The organism is Actinoplanes campanulatus (genome assembly GCF_014647795.1).
GTDB lineage: Bacteria > Actinomycetota > Actinomycetes > Mycobacteriales > Micromonosporaceae > Actinoplanes > Actinoplanes campanulatus.
Genome location: NZ_BMPW01000008.1, coordinates 14,210 through 31,611 on the forward strand (window position 1 = coordinate 14,210; position 17,402 = coordinate 31,611).

A 17,402-nucleotide genomic window follows, 5' to 3' on the forward strand; every position below is an offset into this window, starting at 1 on the left:
ATGGCCCGCATGCTCGACCACAAGCTCTCCCGCCGCTCGTTCGGCGCCGCGCTCGCCGGCGCCTTCGGAGTGGCCGTCCTCGCCGGCTGCGGTATCCAGAGCGGCAGCAGCGGGAAGGCGGCGTCGACGGCTGGCAGCGGGCTCTTCGACGCCACGCTGGTGCACGACATCGACGTCATGTTCGAGCAGTCCGACTACGACACGGTGATCGACGCCTTCCTGAAAGACGGCGACAAGAACTGGATCGAGGCCGACGTCACGATCGACGGCACCACCTTCGAGAAGGCCGGCCTGCGGCTCAAGGGCAACTCGTCACTGAAGGGCCTCACCAAGTCGGGCAGCACCGCGACCACCGGCACCCAGCAACAGCGCGGTGGCGGGCCGGGCGGCAGCGTCTCCGCCGAGAACCCGCAGGACCTGCCGTGGCTCGTGCGGCTCGACAAGTTCACCGCCGGGCAGGCGTACGGCGGGTACACCGAGTTCGTGGTCCGCTCGAACACTACGAAGTCGGCGCTGAACGAGGCGGTCGCCCTGGAACTGCTGGGCCTGGCCGGGCTGGCCACCCAGAGGTCGGCGTCCACCCGGCTCAAGGTCAACGGCGGCGACCAGGTGCTGCGCCTGATCGTCGAGAACCTGGGCGACAAGTGGGATTCCGACAACTTCGGCGCGGCCGGGATCCTCTACAAGGCGGAGAGCGGCGGCGACTACTCGTACCGGGGTGAGGGGGCCGAGAGCTACCAGGACGTCTTCGACCAGGAGACCGACTCCGGCAATCCGAACCTGGTCCCGCTGATCGCCTTTCTCAAGTTCATCAACCAGGCCGAGGACGCGGCCTTCACGTCCGATCTGGGCTCGCACCTGGACGTGTCGGCGTTCGCGACCTACCTGGCGTTCCAGGAGCTGGTCAAGAACTCGGACGACATCGACGGGCCTGGCAACAACTCGTACCTGCGCTACACGACCGCCGAGGACCAGTTCACCGTGGTCGCCTGGGACCACAATCTGGCGTTCGGCGGAATGGGCGGCGGCGGCCGTGGCGGAAACCCGGGCGGTGGCCAGATGCAGCCCCCGACCGACGGCAACGCCCCGGCCGGCGGAGGCCAGCGCAACGGCGGCGGGGGTGGACGGCCCGGCGGCCGCAGCAACATCCTGGTTCAGCGGTTCAACGCCGACACCACCTTCAAAGCGGCGTACGACAAAGCGCTCACCGACCTCAAGGCCAGCCTCTACACCAGCGGCAAGGCCACCGAGATCCTCCAGAAGCGGGCCGCGGTGCTGACCGCCCACGCGAGCGACCTCGTCCCCGCCGACACCGTCACGAGCGAGTCCGACACGATCAAGGCCTACTTCACGGCCTGACCCGGGCAGCGGGAGGTTCGGCGGAGTGGGATGAGATCGGGCCCAGGCAGCGGAAGTCTGGCGGGGTGGGATGAGATCGGGCGCCGGGCGGCGGGCCACGGCCGCTGGATTGGCCGCATTCCGGCGGGCGCCCGGCCCGTAACGTCGGGTGCATGAGGGTGGGATTCGTCGGGCTCGGCGTGATGGGGCAGCCGATGGCGCTCAATCTGGCACGGGCCGGCACCGGGCTGATCGTCTGGAACCGGACGCCGGAACGGGCCGCCCCACTGCGGGCCGCCGGGGCCCTCGTCGCGGACGGCCCCGGGGAGGTCTTCGCCGCGGCGGACACGGTGATCCTGATGCTGGCCGACGACGTCGTCACCGACACCGTGCTGCGCCGGGGCTCGGGCGCGTTCGCCGGGCTGGTCGAGGGCCGCACACTGGTCAACATGGGCACCGTGGCGCCCGACTGGGCGGCCGGGCTGGCCGCGGACGTGCGGGCCGCCGGGGGAACGTACGTCGAGGCCCCGGTCTCGGGCTCGCGCGGACCCGCGGAGTCGGGCGATCTGGTGGTGATGATCGCCGGAGGCGATCCGGAGGTGGAGGCCCTGCTGCGGCCGCTGTGCCGGGAGATCGTGCGCTGCGGCGACGTGCCCGGCGCGCTGCTGATGAAGCTGGCCGTCAACACCTTCCTGATCAGCATGGTCACCGGGCTGGCCGAGGCGTTCCACTTCGCCGGGCGGCACGGTCTGGACCCGCGGGCGCTGCTCGCCGTGCTGGACGCCGGGCCGATGGCCAGCACGGTGTCCCGGGTGAAGGGCCGCAAGCTCGCCGACGGCGATTTCGAGGTGCAGGCGTCCATTCGCGACGTGCACTACAACAACCGGCTCGTGGTCGAGGCCGCCCGCCGGGCCGGGTTCGCGTCGCCGTTGCTGGAGGTCTGCGCGCGGCTGTACGCGGAGGCCGAGTCCTCCGGGCTCGGGGCCGCGGACATGGCGGCCGTGGTCCGCGCCCTGGAGGACCGTTCCACCCGCTGACCCCAGTAGACACCGGCCAGCACCAGCCCGATCCCGGCCACCGCGGTGCCGGTCAGGTGCTCGCCGCCGATGCCCACGCCGATCAGCACCGCCCACACCGGCTCGGTGCCCAGCAGCAGGCTGGCCCGGGCCGCGGAGGTTCGCCGGATCGCCCACAGCTGCACCAGGAACGCGAACACGCTGCACCCCAGCGCCAGGTGGAGCACACCCAGCCACTGCGCTGTCCCGAATCCGGCGGCGGTGGGCAGAAGCGCCGGCCCGGCGGCCACGCCGAAGACCACCGCCCCGACGACCGTCTGCACCGTGGTCAGCGTGAGCGTGTCGTAGCCCGGCCTGGCCAGCCGCCCGGAGAGCGTCACGTGCGCGGCCCGGATCACGGCGGCGGCCAGGATCAGCGCGTCACCAGCCGACGGCGCCCTCAGTCCGGGGCCCACCACCAGCAGCGCCACCCCGGCCGTCGCCGTCGCGGCGGCCAGCAGGAACCGGCCCGGCAGGCCGCCCTGCATCAGCGCGGTGAGCAGGATGGTCAGGCTGATCAGCACACCGGCGTTGGTGGCGCTGGTCTGCGACACCCCGTACGTCTCCAGCACCAGCACCGACGCCTGCGTGCACCCGAGCAGGACACCGGCGCCCAGCTCTCGCCGTCCCGGCCGGCGCGTGACCGCCAGCGGCAGCAGGGCGGCCGCCGACACGAGGTAGCGCAGCGCCAGCACCACGAGCACGCCCCCGGCCACGGTCAGGGTCTTGGCCGCCAGATAGCTGCTGCCCCAGATCACGGCCACGGCCAGCAGAAGAAGGTCTCCGGTCACATCGGGAAGCGTGTGGGCGTTCGATCCGGTAGACAAGACGGCAACTGGTGAATCGACGATGTAGTAGGCCTGATGGATCCGCATCACCTGAGACTGTTGCGCGAGCTGGGAGAGCGGGGCAGCGTGGCCGCCGTCGCCCGCGCGCTGCACATCACGCCGTCCGCGGTGTCCCAGCAGTTGAACACCCTGCAACGGTCGGCGCGGGTGCCGCTGACCGAGCGCAGCGGCCGCCGGCTGGTGCTCACCGAGGCCGGGCGTGCCCTGGCGGCGGCCGCCGTCGAGGTGATGACCGCGCTCGACCGGGCGTCCCGGGCGGTCGGCGACCACCTGGACGATCCGGCCGCTCCGGTGAGCGTGGCCGCCTTCCACAGCGCCGGGCTCACCTGGTTCGCCCCGCTCATCGCCCGGCTCGCCGCGACCGGCGGGCCACCGGTGCGCTGCTGTGACGAGGATGTGGCACACGCCGGCTTCCCGCGGCTGGTCGGCGACTACGACCTGGTGCTGGCGCACCGCCTCGCGCACAGCCCGCCCTGGCCGGTCGGCCGGCTGACCGTCGTGCCGCTGATCCACGAGCCGCTGTACGTCGCCATGTCGGTGGACCACCCGCTCGCCGGGCGGGAGCGGCTCACCGCGGCCGCCGTGAGCGCGTTCCCGTGGATCAGCGTGCACGAGGGGTTCCCGCTCGAAGGCGTGCTGACCGCGATCGCGGCGGCGGCCGGGCGGCCGCTGGACGTGGCGCACCGGATCAACGAGTTCACCGTGGCCGCGTCGGTGGTCGCGTCGGGCGCGGCGCTGGCGCTGTTGCCGGGGCGTACCACGGTGCCGGATCCGCGGCTGGCGCTGCGGCCGCTCGCGGACCTGCCGGCCGGCCGGCACATCGACGTGCTGACCAGGCCGGAAACGCTGCACCGGGCGTCGGTGCGCACGGTTCTGAACGTCCTGCGGGAGATCGCGGGCCAGGCGACCGGCGTCAAACGCGCTGGCGCAGCAGGGGTGGGTGCAGCAGGGTGGCCGGGCCCCGGCGGAAAAGCTGGGCGGGGCGGCCGCGGTCGCGGATGACCGTGCCGCCGGTGGGTTCGATGAAGCCCTCGGCCCCGGTCACCTTGCGGTGGAAGTTGCGCGGGTCGAGGCGGGTCCGCCAGACGGTCTCGTAGACGGCGCGCAGGTCGGCGACGGTGAACTCGGGTGGGCAGAAGGCCGTGGCCAGCGGGGTGTACTCGAGTTTGGCGCGGGCCCGCTCCAGGCCGTCGGCGAGGATGCGGTCGTGGTCGAAGGCCAGTTCGCCCGGGGTGATGTCGGCGGCGGGGCGCCACTGGGCGCCGGCGGCGTCGCTTCCGGGCACCGGGGCCGGCAGGTCAGGCAGCAGGGCCAGGTAGGCGACGGTCACCACGCGGCCGCGCGGGTCGCGGCCGGGTGTGCCGTAGGTCGCCAACTGTTCGAAGTGGCCGTGCTGCGGGTCGAGGCCGGTCTCCTCGCGCAGCTCGCGGGCGGCGGCCTCGCCGAGGTCCTCGTCGGGCAGCACGAACCCGCCGGGTAGCGCCCACCGGTCCGGGTAGGGCGGGATGCCCCGGCGGATCAGCAGCACCTGGAGTGCGGCCTGCCGGATGGTCAGCAGCACGAGGTCCACGGTGACCGACACCACGCTTAGCGTCATGTTGACGATAATAGCGCCCCGGGATTATCGTCAGCACGACGAAAAAGCGAGTGAAGGACGGCTGAGATGGCTGACGTGACGCGACGACTGCACCTGCGGCACCTGCGCGGGGCCCCGACCATCTGGGTCAGCCACACCGTCAAGGGGCGTCTCAAGCGGGCCGGGACGGGGCTGTCGTTCTGGTACCGGCCGTTGACCGCGGTGCTGTCCGAGGTCCCGGTGGACGACCGGGAGCTGCCGCTGCTGTTCCACGCCCGGACCGGGGACTTCGCCGACGTGACCGTGCAGGCGACGGTCACCTACCGGTTCAGTGACCCGGCCGCGGCCGCGGGGCGCCTCGACTTCTCGATCGACCCCTTCACCGGGAAGTGGCGTGGTCAGCCCCTCGACCAGGTGGCGACGCTGCTGGCCGAGCTGGCCCAGCAGCCGGCCCTCGACGTGCTGGCCCGGGTGCCCCTGGGTGAGGCGCTGACCAGCGGCATCGCCCCGGTCCGCCAGTCGGTCGCGGACGCGCTGGCCGGCGATCCCCGGCTCACCGAGACGGGTGTCTCGGTGGTCAGCGCCCGGGTCGTGGCGATCCGGCCGGAGCCGGACATCGAGCGGGCCCTGCAGACGCCGACCCGTGAGCAGGTGCAGCAGGAGGCGGACAAGGCGACGTACGCCCGCCGCGCGCACGCCGTGCAGCAGGAGAGGCAGATCGCCGAGAACGAGTTGCAGAGCAAGATCGAGCTGGCCCGCCGGCAGCAGGAGCTGGTCGAACAGCACGGCGCCAACACCCGCCGGGAGGCCGAGCTGGACGCCGAGACGCAGCTCGTCGCCGCGCAGGCGGACGCCGACCGCAAGGAGATCGCCAGCATCGCGGCCGGGGAGCGGACCCGGCGCGGCGCCGTCACCGAGGCCGAGGCCACCCGGGTGCGCGACGAGGCCCGGGCGGCCGGGGCGCGGATCGTCGGGCTGGCCGAGGCGGAGGCGGAGGCGGCGCGCCTGGCCGCGTACCAGGATCTGCCGCCCGCCGTCCTGCAGGCGCTGGCCCTCAAGGAGTTGGCCGGCAACCTGCCCGCCGTGAACGAGCTGACGATCACCCCGGACGTGCTCACCAAGCTGGTCGGGCGGTTGGGCCGATGAGCGAGCTACCACCGAAGGCGGGACGATGAGCAGCCTGGCTCCGCGGGTGGTGGTCGTGTCGCGGCGCAGTGAGCTCGACGAGCTGCTGGCCCGGCACGGCACGCTGGGCGCGGCCGCGTACTTCCTGCGCCAGCGCGGCCGTGACCTGGACGAGGTCACCGCCCGGCACGAGGCGCTGCGGGCCGCGCTGGCCGAGGTGGGCGCGGCGGTGCCGGCCGACTGGCGGCGCGGTCACGTGGAGCGGGCCGATCTGCCGCGGTTCCTGTTCGCGCCGGAGGACGTGGTGGTCGCGGTCGGCCAGGACGGGCTGGTCGCGAACGTGGCGAAGTATCTGGACGGGCAGCCGGTGATCGGGGTGGACCCGGAGCCGGGCCGCAATCCGGGGGTGCTGTCGCGGCACCGGGCGGCCGGGGTGGCGGCCCGGCTGCGCGACTCCGGCCGGCACGCCGAGGAGCGGACCATGGTGGTGGCCCGGCTCGACGACGGCCAGGAGCTGTACGGCCTGAACGAGGTGTACGTCGGCCACGCCGGCCACCAGTCGGCCCGGTACGTGCTGACCACCCCGAACGGTGAGCGGGAGCGGCAGTCGTCGTCCGGGCTGATCGCCGGCACCGGCACCGGGGCGACCGGCTGGTGCGCGTCGATCGCCCGGGAGCGGGCCGCCGCGCCGCCGCTGCCGGGGCCCGGTGACGCCGAGCTGTGCTGGTTCGTCCGGGAGGCGTGGCCCTCCCCCGCCACCGGGGTGCGGCAGACCGCCGGCCGGCTCTCCGCGACCGCCGAGCTGGAGCTGACCAGCGAGTCGGAGCGCCTGGTCGTCTTCGCGGACGGGCTGGAGTCGGACGCGCTGGAGCTGTCCTGGGGCCAGCGCGTCCGGATCGGCGTGGCGGCCCGCCGGCTCCGGCTGGTCTAGGGTCTGCCCGGTCGGTCGCGCGGGTGTGCGGCGTGGTCCCGCGTGATCAGCGGGACGGGCTAGGCGAGGAGGGCTTCGCGCATCTCCTTGCCCGGGTTGAAGCCGCCGACGACCCGGCTGGTGGCCGGATCGCGGACGTCGACGGTGTTGTTGCGGCGCATCTGCTCGCGGATCGGCGACGGCAGCGGCGGCGTGTCGGGCATGGCGTCGCGGATGTCGCGGGCGGCCGCGATGAGGCGGGCCGCGAGGGTGGCGGAGTCCGCGTCGGGGAGCACGCCGCCGTACTCCCATCCGGCCGTGACCAGGTCGAGCAGCTCCAGGATGTGGGTCAGGACCGGGTTCGCGTCGACGATCCGGACCAATTGCTTGGCCTGGTTTCCGGCGACGGTCACGGCCGCGGTCGTCTGGACGTACGGATGGAAGGCACCGGCCGGCACCGTGGTCAAGGGTGACCGGAGCCGCGTGCCGGCGCTCTGCCAGGTCCAGCGGTAGTCGCGGCGCTCGACCGGGAAGCCCTGGGCGGCCATCGCCGCGAACGCGGTGTCCGCGGACTCGCGCAGCACGAGGGTCGCGGTGACGAGCCCGTCGTCACCGTCGAGCAGCGCGGCCGCCTCGGTGGCCTGATCGGCGAACCGGGCCGGCGCCTGCCCGCCGAACCGGGTCCGCAGCTCGCGGAGCAGCTCCTGCTGGCGGCCGGGGTCCGTCTGCGCCTGCCGTCCACCCGACCCGAATCGGAACCACCGCATGTCGCCTCGTCTCAGCCGCCTCGAAGATCGCGCAACATAGTAGTCGCCGGGACGGGACCGCCTGCGAGCGGATCGTGTCTATAATGACAACCGTTTCCAGCAGGAGTCGCTGAGACCGCGCCGGAATGCCCCGTTTGCCGGCGGGGCACTCCGGCGTTTCTCACACCGTGACCGGGCCTAGCTGGCCGGTGACGTCGCCGTGCGCGGCGCGGACCCAGCCCTTGCCGGCGACGCGCAGGTGGAGTGTGCGCATGAGGTCCGCGCGCCGGCCGGCGGAGATCGGCCGGGACTCGGCGTGCCGCGCGATCCGCGCCAGCGGGGCGGCGTCGTCCAGGTCCTGCGGCAGTGGCGGGTTGCCGGCCTGGCGGGCCCGGCGCAGACCGGCCTGCATGCCGAGGACCGCGATCGGGGCGACGCCCAGTTCCCGTTCCAGGTACTCCCGGTCCAGCTCGTCGGCCACCTTGTTCCCGGCGACCACCACGGCATCGGCCACCCCGGCCGCCGCGGCCAGCTCCCGGTAGCGGCGGGCCACCGACACCGACTCCGGCGTCGGCTCGGCAACCACGACGATCATGTCGAACTGGGCGTGCAGCGAGTTCGCGAACGCGTCCGTCCCGGCGACCATGTCGCAGACCACCCAGCCGTCGTCGGCCGGATCCAGGTGGGAGAGCAGGTTCTCCAGGATGGCGAGATGTCCGTGGTAGCAGCCGGATCCGATGTCCGCGGGCTCGTAGGTCCCGACGTGCAGGACGTGTGCCCGATGGTCGAGCGGTGTCGCGTGCCGGGCCAGGACCGGGTCCGCCGGGTCGAGGGTGACCAGCCGTGACCCGGGGCCCGGGGGTGTCGTCGCCACGAAGTGTTCCACCCCGGCGATCCGGGTGTTGCCGCCGAGCAGATGGGTGCGCACCGACCGCACGTTGTCCGGGTGCGACAGCGCGTCCTCGGCACGTGCGGTCACACCGAGAAGGGGCGCGAGGTGCACGTTGACGTCCGCGTCGACGGCGAGCACGCGGTGCCCGGCCGCCCGCAGGTGCTGCACGAACAGCGCCGCCAGGGTGCTCTTCCCACTGCCGCCCTTGCCAGTGAAAGCGATTTTCATTTGCATGAAGGTAAGGATGGCACGGCGTGGTGGCAAGCACCGCCACTCCGCGATTCCGGTCCGGTACACCTACGTGAACCGCTCCGCGCCGGGACGGGCCCGCGTCACCGGGGCGCCGCGGTCGGCGTACCGGGAAAGGGTTTGATCTGTCTCCGGACGGGCGCCGAGGTTGACCACCAGGGCCGTGGCCAACTGTGGGCTTGCTGACGGCCCGCGCCGGCCGGTGGCGGCGTCATGGCAGGGTATGGGCCGTGATGGGTGTTCTACTGATGGCCGCGCTGACCGGAGCGCCCGTCGCCACGGCCGGACCGGCCGAGACCGTGTGCCGGATCGAGGACGACCGGCTCGTGGAGATCTCCGGCCTGGTCAGCGACGGCAGCGGTTACGTGGTGATCAACGACAGCTCCGACGACGACGACCGGCGCCGGATCTTCTTCCTGGACGAGGATTGTGCGGTGACCCGGACGGTGAAGTACCCGTCGGACCCGCAGGACACCGAGGATCTGACCCGCGCCGCCGACGGGACGCTGTGGGTGGGCGACACCGGCGACAACGACAAGAAGCGGGAGTCCATCGCGCTGTGGCGGCTGGACCCGGGGTCGAAGAAGCCGGAACTGTTCCGGCTGTCCTACCCGGACGGGCCGCACGACGCGGAGGCGCTACTGGTGGGCGCGGACGGCGTACCGGTGATCGTGACGAAGGATCCGCTGACCGCCGGGGTGTACGTGCCGGACGGTGAGTTGCGCGCCGACGGGACCACGACGCTGCGCCGGGCCGGCGGCTGGGGGATCCCGATCGGCACCGGGACCAGCAACCCGTACGGCATCCGGGGCCGGGCCGTGGTGACCGGCGGCGCGGTCAGCCCGGACGGCCGGCGGGTGGCGTTGCGGACGTACGCGGACGCGTTCGAGTTCGACGTGCCGGACGGTGACGTGGTGCGGGCGATCACCGAGGGCACGGCCACGCCGGTGGCGTTGCCGGACGAGCCGCAGGGTGAGTCGATCGCGTACTCCACGGACGGGACCGCCCTGTTGACGGTCTCCGAGGGCAAGGGCGGGGTGCCGCTGACGCGTTACCCGTCAGGGCTGCCGGTCCCGCCGTCGCCATCGCCGTCGCCGTCCCCCGTCGTGGACGCCACCTCCCCGCTGGACCGGCCGTTCCCGGTCGGCGCGATGATCGCCGGGATCGCCTTCGCCGGGGCGGCCGTCACCCTGTTCGCCATGCGGCGCCGCCACCATTAGTGATCCGTTTTCTCCTCTCTTCCGTACTCATTTCGGAAGGGGGGAGAATCTTGCTGATCAAACGGCGTGTCATCGCTCCCGAAGTCCTCCTCTGGGGTGCGGCCATGCATTTCCTGCAGCATTCCACAATGGACATGAATGCCCTCGCCACCGAGCTGGCGATCAGCCGGGCGACGCTCTACCGGGGGTCCAGGCAAATCCGGCGAATCGGGCGTCACTGATGGACAGCGATTGGTCGCCCACTGTTAAGAATGAGATCGATTGATGGTCAGCAATCTCCACCACCGTCTGGCGCATGGATCGCCGAACCCTTCTTCGCAGCACCGTGGCCGGAGCCGGAGGCTTGGCTCTGCCCTTCACCGCGTGGTCGGCCGCGTACGCCGCACCCGCCCAGAACGCGACCGGACCCTACGGCGCGCTCCAGGCCGCCGACGCCAACGGCATCCAGCTGCCGGCCGGCTTCACCAGCACGGTGATCGCCCGCTCCCGGCAGACGGTGCCCGGCACCTCGTACGTCTGGCACGACGCGCCCGACGGCGGCGCGGTCATCCCCAACGGCTCCGGCTGGGTCTACGTCTCCAACTCCGAGGTCAGCTCGTCGGCCGGCGGCGGGGCGTCCCGGATCCTGTTCGACGGAGGCGGCGCGATCGTCGGCGCCTCCCGCATCCTGTCCGGCACCAACCAGAACTGCGCGGGCGGCAAGACCCCGTGGAACACCTGGCTGAGCTGCGAGGAGGTGGACCTGGGCCGGGTCTGGGAGACCTACCCGCTCGGCGGTACGGCGGTGGCGCGGCCGGCGATGGGCCGGTTCAAGCACGAGGCGGCCGCCGCCGACCCGGTCCGCCAGGTGATCTACCTGACCGAGGACGAGACGAACGGCCGGTTCTACCGGTTCGTGCCCACCACCTGGGGCGACCTGTCCTCGGGCACACTCCAGGTATTCGTCGCGGGCTCCGGCACGTCCGGGTCGTTCACCTGGGCGAACGTGCCTGATCCGGACGGCTCGCCGACCCGTACCCGCAGTCAGGTGTCCGGGTCGAAGTCGTTCAACGGCGGCGAGGGCTGCCACTACGCGAACGACACCGTCTGGTTCACCACCAAGGGCGACAACCGGGTGTGGCAGGTCAACCTGCTGACCAGCACGTACGAGCTGGCCTACGACGACAGCCTGGTCTCCCCCGGGACGGCCCCGCTGACCGGCGTCGACAACGTGACCGGGTCGTCGTACGGGGATCTCTACGTCGCGGAGGACGGCGGCAACATGGAGATCTGCCTGATCACGCCGGACGACAAGATCTCGGTGTTCCTGCGGGTCACCGGGCAGGGCTCGTCGGAGTTGTGCGGCCCGGCGTTCACCCCGGCCGGCAACCGGCTCTACTTCTCGTCGCAGCGCGGCACGACCGGGGCGTCGTCGGGCGGCATAACCTACTGCGTGACCGGCCCGTTCCGGACCTGAGGCGACTGCGGGACCGGACCGTTCCGGACCTGAGGACGGGTCGCGTCGGCGATCGCCTTGTGTGACACGTGCGCGGTGAGGCCGCCGTCGACCACGATCTCCGCCCCGTTGACGTACGCCGACTCGTCCGAGACCAGGTAGACGATCAACGGGGCGACGTCGGCCGGGACACCGCCCCGGCCGAGCGGGATCTCCGGCAGCGCCGCGTCGAAGAACGCCCGCGGCGCCGACTCCATCAGCGGCGTGTCGATCAGGCCGGGCATCACCGCGTTCACCCGGATGCCGCGGATCCCCAGCTCCAGTGACGCGCTGCGGGTCAGGCCCCGCAGCGCCCACTTGCTGGCCGTGTAGGGCGCCGCGGCGTGCCCGGACACCGCCGCCACCGAGCAGATGTTGACGATCGACGAGCCGGCCGGCATAAGCGGGACCAGCGTCTTCATGGCCAGCATCGGGCCGGTCACGTTGATCGCCATGGTCCGTTCCCAGGCGGCCACGTCGATGTCCGGGAGCCGGTCACGGCCGGTCACCCCGGCGTTGTTGACCAGAGCGTCGAGCCGCCCGTGCCGGTCGAGGACCTCGGCGGCCAGCTCCTCCCACTGCTCCAGGCGGGTGACATCGAGATGGCGTACGCCCGGGGCGTCGAGCACGTCGGCCGCGATCACCGTGGCGCCCTCGGCCCGCAGCGCCGCCGCCTCGGCCGCACCCTGCCCGCGGGCCGCGCCGGTGACCACCACGACCTTGCCCTGGCACCGCATGGTCAACCTCCCATGGCGGAGACCAGCTCGAGCAGATTGCCTTCCGGATCGGCGACATACGCCATGGTCACGCCTGGTTCGGGCGACGGGCCGGGTGCCATCACCGGCTTCGCGCCAAGATCCAGCAGGTGCCGATAGGCCAGACCCACATCCGGTACGCCGAAAGCACAGTGCCCGAAGCCGTGCCGCAGCACCTCGGCGGCCGGGTGTTCGGCCGGTTCGGCGTGCGCGCCGCCGGGACGGTGCAGCAGTTCGAGGCGGTAGCCGTGCTCGTCGTGGATCAGCATCACGATGTCCAGGTCCACCGGGTCGACCCGCAGCCGCAGCTCGACCCGCAGCCCGAAGGCGGCGGTGTACCAGGCCTCGGCGGCGGCCAGGTCGGCCACGCTCAGTCCGACGTGATCGAGTTTCATGACCCGAGCCAATCAAAGGTGGCGCGGATCCCGGAAATCATTCGTCGAGATGCCTGGTATGGCCTTTCAGCGCAGCGCGGGGTAGAGCAGGCCGGTGGCGCACGCGCCGACCAGGGCGCCGGCCAGGACCTGGGCCGGGGTGTGATCCAGGAGGCGGACCCGGGACCAGCCGACCGCCGCGGCCAGCGGCCAGGTGAAGGCCAGCGCGGGGCCGAAGACGACCGTGAACGTCACCGCGGTTCCGGCCGCCACCAGGGCGTGGATGGAGATCTTCCACCGGGCCAGCAGGGTGATCGGGGTGACCACCACCAGCGCCGCCGCCATGCAGGCGATCAGGGCGAGCAGGTCGTGGGGCGCGCCCACCGCGGCGAGGGCGAGCGTGCCCGAGACGGTGGAGCCCAGGCAGACCAGCATCGGCAGGGTGCGCTGGGCACGGACGCCGACGTGCCGGTCGGTCCAGGCTCCGCGCCGTACGCCGTGCAGGATGTAGGCGATCGGCAGGAAGCTGGCCGCGGCGGCCGCGATCACGCCCATGATCAGCGCGGACATCGGGGAGTCCGCGGCGTGCCAGGCGACCGCCAGCAGCACCGTTGCCACCAGCACCGCGGGTGAGAGGACTTCGGTGAGGAGCCGGGCCGCCCGGTCCGCCGCCGTCAGACGGGCGGTGTTCGACATCGCCATGGCGCTGATCATTCCAAATCGCCGATCCGCGCGGCGCCGCGGTCACATGGCGGGATTCAGGTGGTAGCCGTACTCCTTGGCAACGGCCCGCAGCTCCGTACCCGTGAAGAAGTCCGCCAGTTCCGGGGTCATCCAGCCCTTCCAGCCGTTGGTCCGGCCCTCCCGGATCACGCGGGGCGCGGCCTGGGCCGTACCACCGGCCGAGACCTGATCCTCGTGAGCGCGCATCCTGGCGAAGGAGCTGGCCTCCACCGCCTCGGCGACGGCGCCGGCGTCGATGTCGACGCCGGCCCGGCGCAGCACGCCGGTGACGATCTCGGCCGGGCGGGTCTTCAGATCCTCGAAGCGCAGCACCTCGGTACGGTCGTAGGCCCGCGCGTGCCCCGCCCAGGCGGTGTAGAAGGCGTGCCAGTCGTCGGCCGGGCTCGGGCTGAAGTCGCCGGGGCCGCGCAGCCACTGCTCGAACGTGCCGGGAACCTTGTCCCACTCCTCCTCGGCGAAGCCGGCGCGCCACTGGTAGCTGGCGTAGATGGCATCGCGCGGGTCGCGTACCAGGATCCAGACGCCGCCGATGGTCGCGCCGGCGAAGACCGACGGCGGATGGTGGGTCTTGACGAACCGGGGCCACAACCGGGTGGTGCGCTCATCGGCGGCGTGGTCCTTGTCGTGCTGCGAGGCGAGGTGCCGGCGGTACGAGAGGTGCTGGTCGGCGACCACGGCGCGGCCGTCGGCGTGGAGCACCTCGGTGTAGGCGTCGACGTAGTTGAGTCCCAGTTCGGCCAGGATGTTGCCGATCAGGGACTGGCCGGAGCCGCCGTGGCTGGCGATGACGATGTCGCCGGCGCCGAGCCGGGTGACGTTGCGGCGGTAGAGGTCGCTGACTCGGGCATCGGCGGTTCGCTCGTCGGGCAGGGTCGTCATGAACGGGATCTCCTCGTCTGTCGGTGGAGAAGCCGATTCCCTGAACCGCCGGACGGGACACCGCCTTGCAGGTTCCGGCCAAAGGGGATCGCGGCAGCTTTCGGCCAGCTCCGGGCCGTTTGCCGGCGGGAGGCCGGGACATTACTCATCGTTGTCGCCCCAGGGTGGAACCGAGGGAATGAGGTGTTTGACAGGTGTACGCAGACGTCCGCGGTGCCAGGCTGTTCTTCGACGTCGACGGGGCGGGCCTCGTGCGGGACCGCGCCACGATGCGCCACAAGCCGGTGCTCTTCGTGGTCCCCGGTGGACCGGGCGGCGACCACAGCCGGCTCAAGGCGACCCTGGCGCCGCTGGCCGACAAGGCCCAGCTGGTGTATTTCGACTACCGCGGCTGCGGATGGTCCGCGCCCGCACCGCCGGGGACCCACACGATGGACACCTATGTGGACGACGTCGAGGCGCTGCGGTCGCATCTCGGGCTCGACCGGATCGGGTTGCTCGGCATCTCCTACGGCGGCATGGTCTCGATGACCTATGCCACCCGCTACCAGCGGCATCTGAGCCACCTGATCCTCGTGGTCACCGCCCCCGACCACCGCTTCATGACGCGGGCGCAGGAGATCGCCGCGGAGCGCGGCACCCCGCGGCAGCAGGCCGCCGCGGCCCGGCTGTTCCGCGGCGGTTTCGAGAACTCCGGCCAGATGCGGGACTACTTCGAGACGATGGGATCGATGTACGCCCAGCACTTCGACACGGCCGAGGAACAGTCCTTCCAACCCCGGTTCAACCACGAGGCGATCAATGCCGCGTACGGCGTCGATCTCCACAAGTACGACGTGACCGACCGGCTTTCCGGGATCACCGTGCCCACCCAGGTGATCGGGGCGCGTCACGACTGGATCTGCGCTCCGGAGTTCTCGGTGGAGATCGCCGACCGCATCCCGGGCGCCCAGCTGCGGATGTTCGAGAACAGTGGCCACAACGTGCAGGACGACGAGCACGGTGCCTTCATCGACGTGGTCCGCGGGTTCCTCGACCACCCACCCCAGCACTCCCCCGAAGAGAAGAAAGGTCTACGCATGCCCGCCGTTGAGAAGTACGTGAAGTGGGACTACACCGACCTCGCCGCCACCTACACCCAGCGACCCTCGTACGCGCCGGGCGCGATCGACCGGATCGTCGAGGCCACCGGCAAGCCGGGTCCCCGGGTCGCCGACGTCGGCGCCGGCAACGCCCATCTCACGGTCGACCTGCTGGCCCGCGGCTGTGTCGTGGACGCCGTCGAACCCAACGAGGCGATGCGCACCATCGGCATCCAGCGCACCGAGGGCGGCACGGTGACCTGGCACGTCGGCGTCGGCGAGGACACCGGCCTGGAGACGGATGCGTACGACCTGGTGACGTTCGGTTCGTCGTTCGCCACCACCGACCGGCTGCTCGCCCTCAAGGAGACGGCACGGATCCTGCGGGAGCGCGGTTGGTTCACCTGCATCTGGAACCACCGGGATTTGAACGACCCGATCCAGAACGAGGTCGAGAGCATCATCCGCCGGCACATCCCGGACTACGGCTACGGTGTCCGGCGCGAGGACCAGGCGCCGGTGATCATCGAAAGTGGCCTGTTCGAGGAGCCCACCACCCTGCGCGAGCCGGTCCTGCACCGGGTGCCGGTCGAGGACTGGCTGGCCGCGTGGCGATCGCACGGCATCCTGGAGAACCAGGCCGGCGACAAGTTCCCGGCGATCCTCGAGGACATCGACGCCTACGTACGTTCGCTCGGCTCCGACGAGCTGGAGATCCCGTACGAGACGGTGGGCTGGATCGCCCGCCTGCGGCCGCGGCGGTGACCGACGCGGCGCCGTCGCCGACGGCACGTGTGGCCCAGGAGCGGTCGGCCGGCCGCTCCTGGGCCATCGCCCTGCTGCTCGCCAGCGCCTCGTTCCTGGTGCTCTTCGACAGCCTGGCGGTCGCCACGGCGCTGCCCGCCATCGGTGACGAGTTCGCGTTGCGGCCCGGCGTGCTGCAGTGGGTGGTCAGCCTCTACTCGCTGTCCATCGGCGCCTTCCTGATCCTCGGCGGCCGGGTGTGCGATGTGTGGGGACGCCGCCGGGTCATGATGGCGGGGCTGGCCATGTGCACGGGCGCCGGCCTGCTGGCCGGGCTCGCGCCGAACCTTGCGGTGCTGCTCGCCGGCCGGGGGCTGCAGGGTGTCGCCGCGGCGTTCGCCCTGCCCGCGGCGCTCTCAACCGCGGCCGGCGAGTTCGACACCGAGCCGTGGCGCAGCCGTGTCTTCTCGGTGATCGCGTTCGCGGCCTGGTCGGCCGGGCTGGCCGGCGCCATGCTCGGTGGAGTGGTCACCACGCAGTTCGGCTGGCGCTGGGTGTTCCTGGTGACGGTGCCGGTCGGCGCGGCGGCGCTGGCGGTGGCGCGGGTGCTGCTGCCGGCGGACCGGCCGGGCGCGGTGTCCGGCCAGCGGCTCAATGTCGCCAGCGCGGTGCTGGTCAGCGCCGGGCTGATCGTGCTGCTGCTCGGGTTGCAGGAGATCGGGGGGCACGGCGGCGTACGCGCGCCTCTGCTCGGTGGCGCCGGGCTGGCCCTGCTGGTGCTGCTGGTCGTGGTGGAGCGCCGGTCCGCGTACCCGATGGTGAAACCCGGCCTGCTCGCGTCGCGGCGCCGGGCCGGCAGCTACCTCGCGTTCGGCACCTACTGCGCCGGGTACACCGCCCTGATCGTGATCGGTAGCCAGGCGTTACAGGAGAGGTACGGGCTCTCCGCCGACGCGGCCGGCCTGGCCCTGTCGCCGGTCCTGGTGGGCGGTGTGGTCAGCTCCACCCTGGGCCCGCTGCTGATGCGCCGCTTCAGCTCGCGCACGATCGTGGTGACGGCGATGGCGCTGTGCGCGGTGTCGCTGACGCTGATCGCCACCTCCGGCAGCGTGCCGCGGATGGTGCCCTGGCTGCTGCTGTGGGGATTGTGCTCCGGCCCGATCTACGTGGGGCTCACCCGTGAGTGCATCAGCGACGCGCCGGAGGACGACCGCGGGACCGCTTCGGCGCTCTTCGAGTGCATGAGCCACCTCGGCGGGGCGCTGGCGGTGGCCGCCTTCATGACGATGCTCGGGGCGGGCATCGCCTTCCGCTCGGTGGAGCTGTCCGGAGCGCTCGTGGTGGCGGCCGGCGCGCTGCTGACCCTGCTGCTGATCCCCCGGCGCTGAGCG

The 17,402-nt window shown here is 72.1% G+C and carries 16 protein-coding genes and 1 pseudogene; 9 read left to right on the top strand and 8 right to left on the bottom strand.

All coding sequences use genetic code 11. The features are described 5' to 3' along the window. Positions 1-9 precede the first annotated feature (9 nt). Positions 10-1,359, top strand: coding sequence for a CotH kinase family protein (locus IEZ13_RS16485; RefSeq protein WP_183218571.1), 1,350 nt, complete (start codon positions 10-12; stop codon positions 1,357-1,359). Positions 1,360-1,463: 104 nt separating this feature from the next. Beyond that, positions 1,464-2,294, top strand: a pseudogene (locus tag IEZ13_RS16490) (NAD(P)-dependent oxidoreductase); the annotation flags it as partial. On the opposite strand, the gene IEZ13_RS16495 reads toward IEZ13_RS16490, so the two are convergent. After that, on the bottom strand, positions 2,213-3,184 hold the full coding sequence (locus tag IEZ13_RS16495; protein WP_229794739.1) for a DMT family transporter: 972 nt from the start codon (positions 3,182-3,184) through the stop codon (positions 2,213-2,215). The pseudogene IEZ13_RS16490 and the gene IEZ13_RS16495 overlap by 82 nt on opposite strands. A 72-nt stretch (positions 3,185-3,256) precedes the next feature. Between IEZ13_RS16495 and IEZ13_RS16500 the strand changes: the two genes are divergently transcribed. After that, positions 3,257-4,243: a LysR family transcriptional regulator gene (locus tag IEZ13_RS16500; protein ID WP_183218573.1), complete on the top strand. Its 987-nt coding sequence runs from the start codon at positions 3,257-3,259 to the stop codon at positions 4,241-4,243. Here IEZ13_RS16500 and IEZ13_RS16505 read toward each other — a convergent pair. Next, positions 4,155-4,838, bottom strand: coding sequence for an NUDIX hydrolase (locus IEZ13_RS16505; protein WP_183218574.1), 684 nt, complete (start codon positions 4,836-4,838; stop codon positions 4,155-4,157). The two genes, IEZ13_RS16500 and IEZ13_RS16505, sit on opposite strands and share 89 nt — an antisense overlap. A 66-nt stretch (positions 4,839-4,904) precedes the next feature. Here IEZ13_RS16505 and IEZ13_RS16510 point away from each other — a divergent pair, with 66 nt between their 5' ends. Next, positions 4,905-5,963: an SPFH domain-containing protein gene (locus tag IEZ13_RS16510; protein ID WP_183218575.1), complete on the top strand. Its 1,059-nt coding sequence runs from the start codon at positions 4,905-4,907 to the stop codon at positions 5,961-5,963. A 25-nt stretch (positions 5,964-5,988) separates the two neighbouring features. Further along, positions 5,989-6,873, top strand: coding sequence for an NAD(+)/NADH kinase (locus IEZ13_RS16515; protein WP_183218576.1), 885 nt, complete (start codon positions 5,989-5,991; stop codon positions 6,871-6,873). A gap of 59 nt (positions 6,874-6,932) precedes the next feature. On the opposite strand, the gene IEZ13_RS16520 is transcribed toward IEZ13_RS16515, so the two are convergent. Both IEZ13_RS16520 and IEZ13_RS16525 read right to left on the bottom strand, forming a co-directional pair. Next, positions 6,933-7,619, bottom strand: coding sequence for a hypothetical protein (locus IEZ13_RS16520; RefSeq protein WP_183218577.1), 687 nt, complete (start codon positions 7,617-7,619; stop codon positions 6,933-6,935). A 160-nt stretch (positions 7,620-7,779) separates the two neighbouring features. Continuing rightward, on the bottom strand, positions 7,780-8,718 hold the full coding sequence (locus tag IEZ13_RS16525) for a nucleotide-binding protein (RefSeq protein ID WP_183218578.1): 939 nt from the start codon (positions 8,716-8,718) through the stop codon (positions 7,780-7,782). 254 nt (positions 8,719-8,972) lie between these two features. On the opposite strand from IEZ13_RS16525, the gene IEZ13_RS16530 reads away from it, so the two are divergent. Both IEZ13_RS16530 and IEZ13_RS16535 read left to right on the top strand, forming a co-directional pair. Beyond that, positions 8,973-9,959 carry a hypothetical protein gene (locus IEZ13_RS16530; protein WP_183218579.1) on the top strand — a complete coding sequence of 329 codons (987 nt, stop codon included), beginning with the start codon at positions 8,973-8,975 and terminating at the stop codon, positions 9,957-9,959. Between the two features lie 295 nt (positions 9,960-10,254). After that, positions 10,255-11,415, top strand: coding sequence for an alkaline phosphatase PhoX (locus tag IEZ13_RS16535; RefSeq protein WP_183218580.1), 1,161 nt, complete (start codon positions 10,255-10,257; stop codon positions 11,413-11,415). Here IEZ13_RS16535 and IEZ13_RS16540 read toward each other — a convergent pair. From IEZ13_RS16540 to IEZ13_RS16555, 4 genes are all read right to left on the bottom strand, one after another. After that, on the bottom strand, positions 11,385-12,170 hold the full coding sequence (locus IEZ13_RS16540; protein ID WP_183218581.1) for an SDR family NAD(P)-dependent oxidoreductase: 786 nt from the start codon (positions 12,168-12,170) through the stop codon (positions 11,385-11,387). The genes IEZ13_RS16535 and IEZ13_RS16540 overlap by 31 nt on opposite strands. 2 nt (positions 12,171-12,172) lie before the next feature. Next, on the bottom strand, positions 12,173-12,583 hold the full coding sequence (locus IEZ13_RS16545; RefSeq protein WP_183218582.1) for a VOC family protein: 411 nt from the start codon (positions 12,581-12,583) through the stop codon (positions 12,173-12,175). A 66-nt stretch (positions 12,584-12,649) separates the two neighbouring features. Then, positions 12,650-13,264 carry a phosphatase PAP2 family protein gene (locus tag IEZ13_RS16550; protein ID WP_183218583.1) on the bottom strand — a complete coding sequence of 205 codons (615 nt, stop codon included), beginning with the start codon at positions 13,262-13,264 and terminating at the stop codon, positions 12,650-12,652. Between the two features lie 42 nt (positions 13,265-13,306). Then, on the bottom strand, positions 13,307-14,185 hold the full coding sequence (locus tag IEZ13_RS16555) for a sulfotransferase domain-containing protein (RefSeq protein WP_183218584.1): 879 nt from the start codon (positions 14,183-14,185) through the stop codon (positions 13,307-13,309). A gap of 194 nt (positions 14,186-14,379) precedes the next feature. Between IEZ13_RS16555 and IEZ13_RS46540 the strand changes: the two genes are divergently transcribed. Then, on the top strand, positions 14,380-16,032 hold the full coding sequence (locus IEZ13_RS46540; RefSeq protein WP_203833710.1) for an alpha/beta fold hydrolase: 1,653 nt from the start codon (positions 14,380-14,382) through the stop codon (positions 16,030-16,032). Next, a complete protein-coding gene (locus IEZ13_RS16570) occupies positions 16,029-17,399 on the top strand; it encodes an MFS transporter (RefSeq protein ID WP_183218585.1) in 1,371 nt (456 codons plus the stop codon). The genes IEZ13_RS46540 and IEZ13_RS16570 overlap by 4 nt, the downstream gene beginning before the upstream one ends. Positions 17,400-17,402: the final 3 nt, after the last annotated feature.

Bases quoted from the DNA above. Each gene is read 5' to 3' on its own strand.
- IEZ13_RS16500 (WP_183218573.1), top strand. From the start codon at position 3,257: ATGGATCCGCATCACCTGAGACTGTTGCGCGAGCTGGGAGAGCGGGGC.
- IEZ13_RS16545 (WP_183218582.1), bottom strand. From the start codon at position 12,583: ATGAAACTCGATCACGTCGGACTGAGCGTGGCCGACCTGGCCGCCGCC.
- IEZ13_RS16555 (WP_183218584.1), bottom strand. From the start codon at position 14,185: ATGACGACCCTGCCCGACGAGCGAACCGCCGATGCCCGAGTCAGCGAC.
- IEZ13_RS16550 (WP_183218583.1), bottom strand. From the start codon at position 13,264: ATGGCGATGTCGAACACCGCCCGTCTGACGGCGGCGGACCGGGCGGCC.
- IEZ13_RS16530 (WP_183218579.1), top strand. From the start codon at position 8,973: ATGGGTGTTCTACTGATGGCCGCGCTGACCGGAGCGCCCGTCGCCACG.
- IEZ13_RS16520 (WP_183218577.1), bottom strand. From the start codon at position 7,619: ATGCGGTGGTTCCGATTCGGGTCGGGTGGACGGCAGGCGCAGACGGAC.
- IEZ13_RS16525 (WP_183218578.1), bottom strand. From the start codon at position 8,718: ATGAAAATCGCTTTCACTGGCAAGGGCGGCAGTGGGAAGAGCACCCTG.
- IEZ13_RS16540 (WP_183218581.1), bottom strand. From the start codon at position 12,170: ATGCGGTGCCAGGGCAAGGTCGTGGTGGTCACCGGCGCGGCCCGCGGG.
- IEZ13_RS16505 (WP_183218574.1), bottom strand. From the start codon at position 4,838: ATGACGCTAAGCGTGGTGTCGGTCACCGTGGACCTCGTGCTGCTGACC.
- IEZ13_RS16515 (WP_183218576.1), top strand. From the start codon at position 5,989: ATGAGCAGCCTGGCTCCGCGGGTGGTGGTCGTGTCGCGGCGCAGTGAG.
- IEZ13_RS16485 (WP_183218571.1), top strand. From the start codon at position 10: ATGCTCGACCACAAGCTCTCCCGCCGCTCGTTCGGCGCCGCGCTCGCC.
- IEZ13_RS16510 (WP_183218575.1), top strand. From the start codon at position 4,905: ATGGCTGACGTGACGCGACGACTGCACCTGCGGCACCTGCGCGGGGCC.
- IEZ13_RS16535 (WP_183218580.1), top strand. From the start codon at position 10,255: ATGGATCGCCGAACCCTTCTTCGCAGCACCGTGGCCGGAGCCGGAGGC.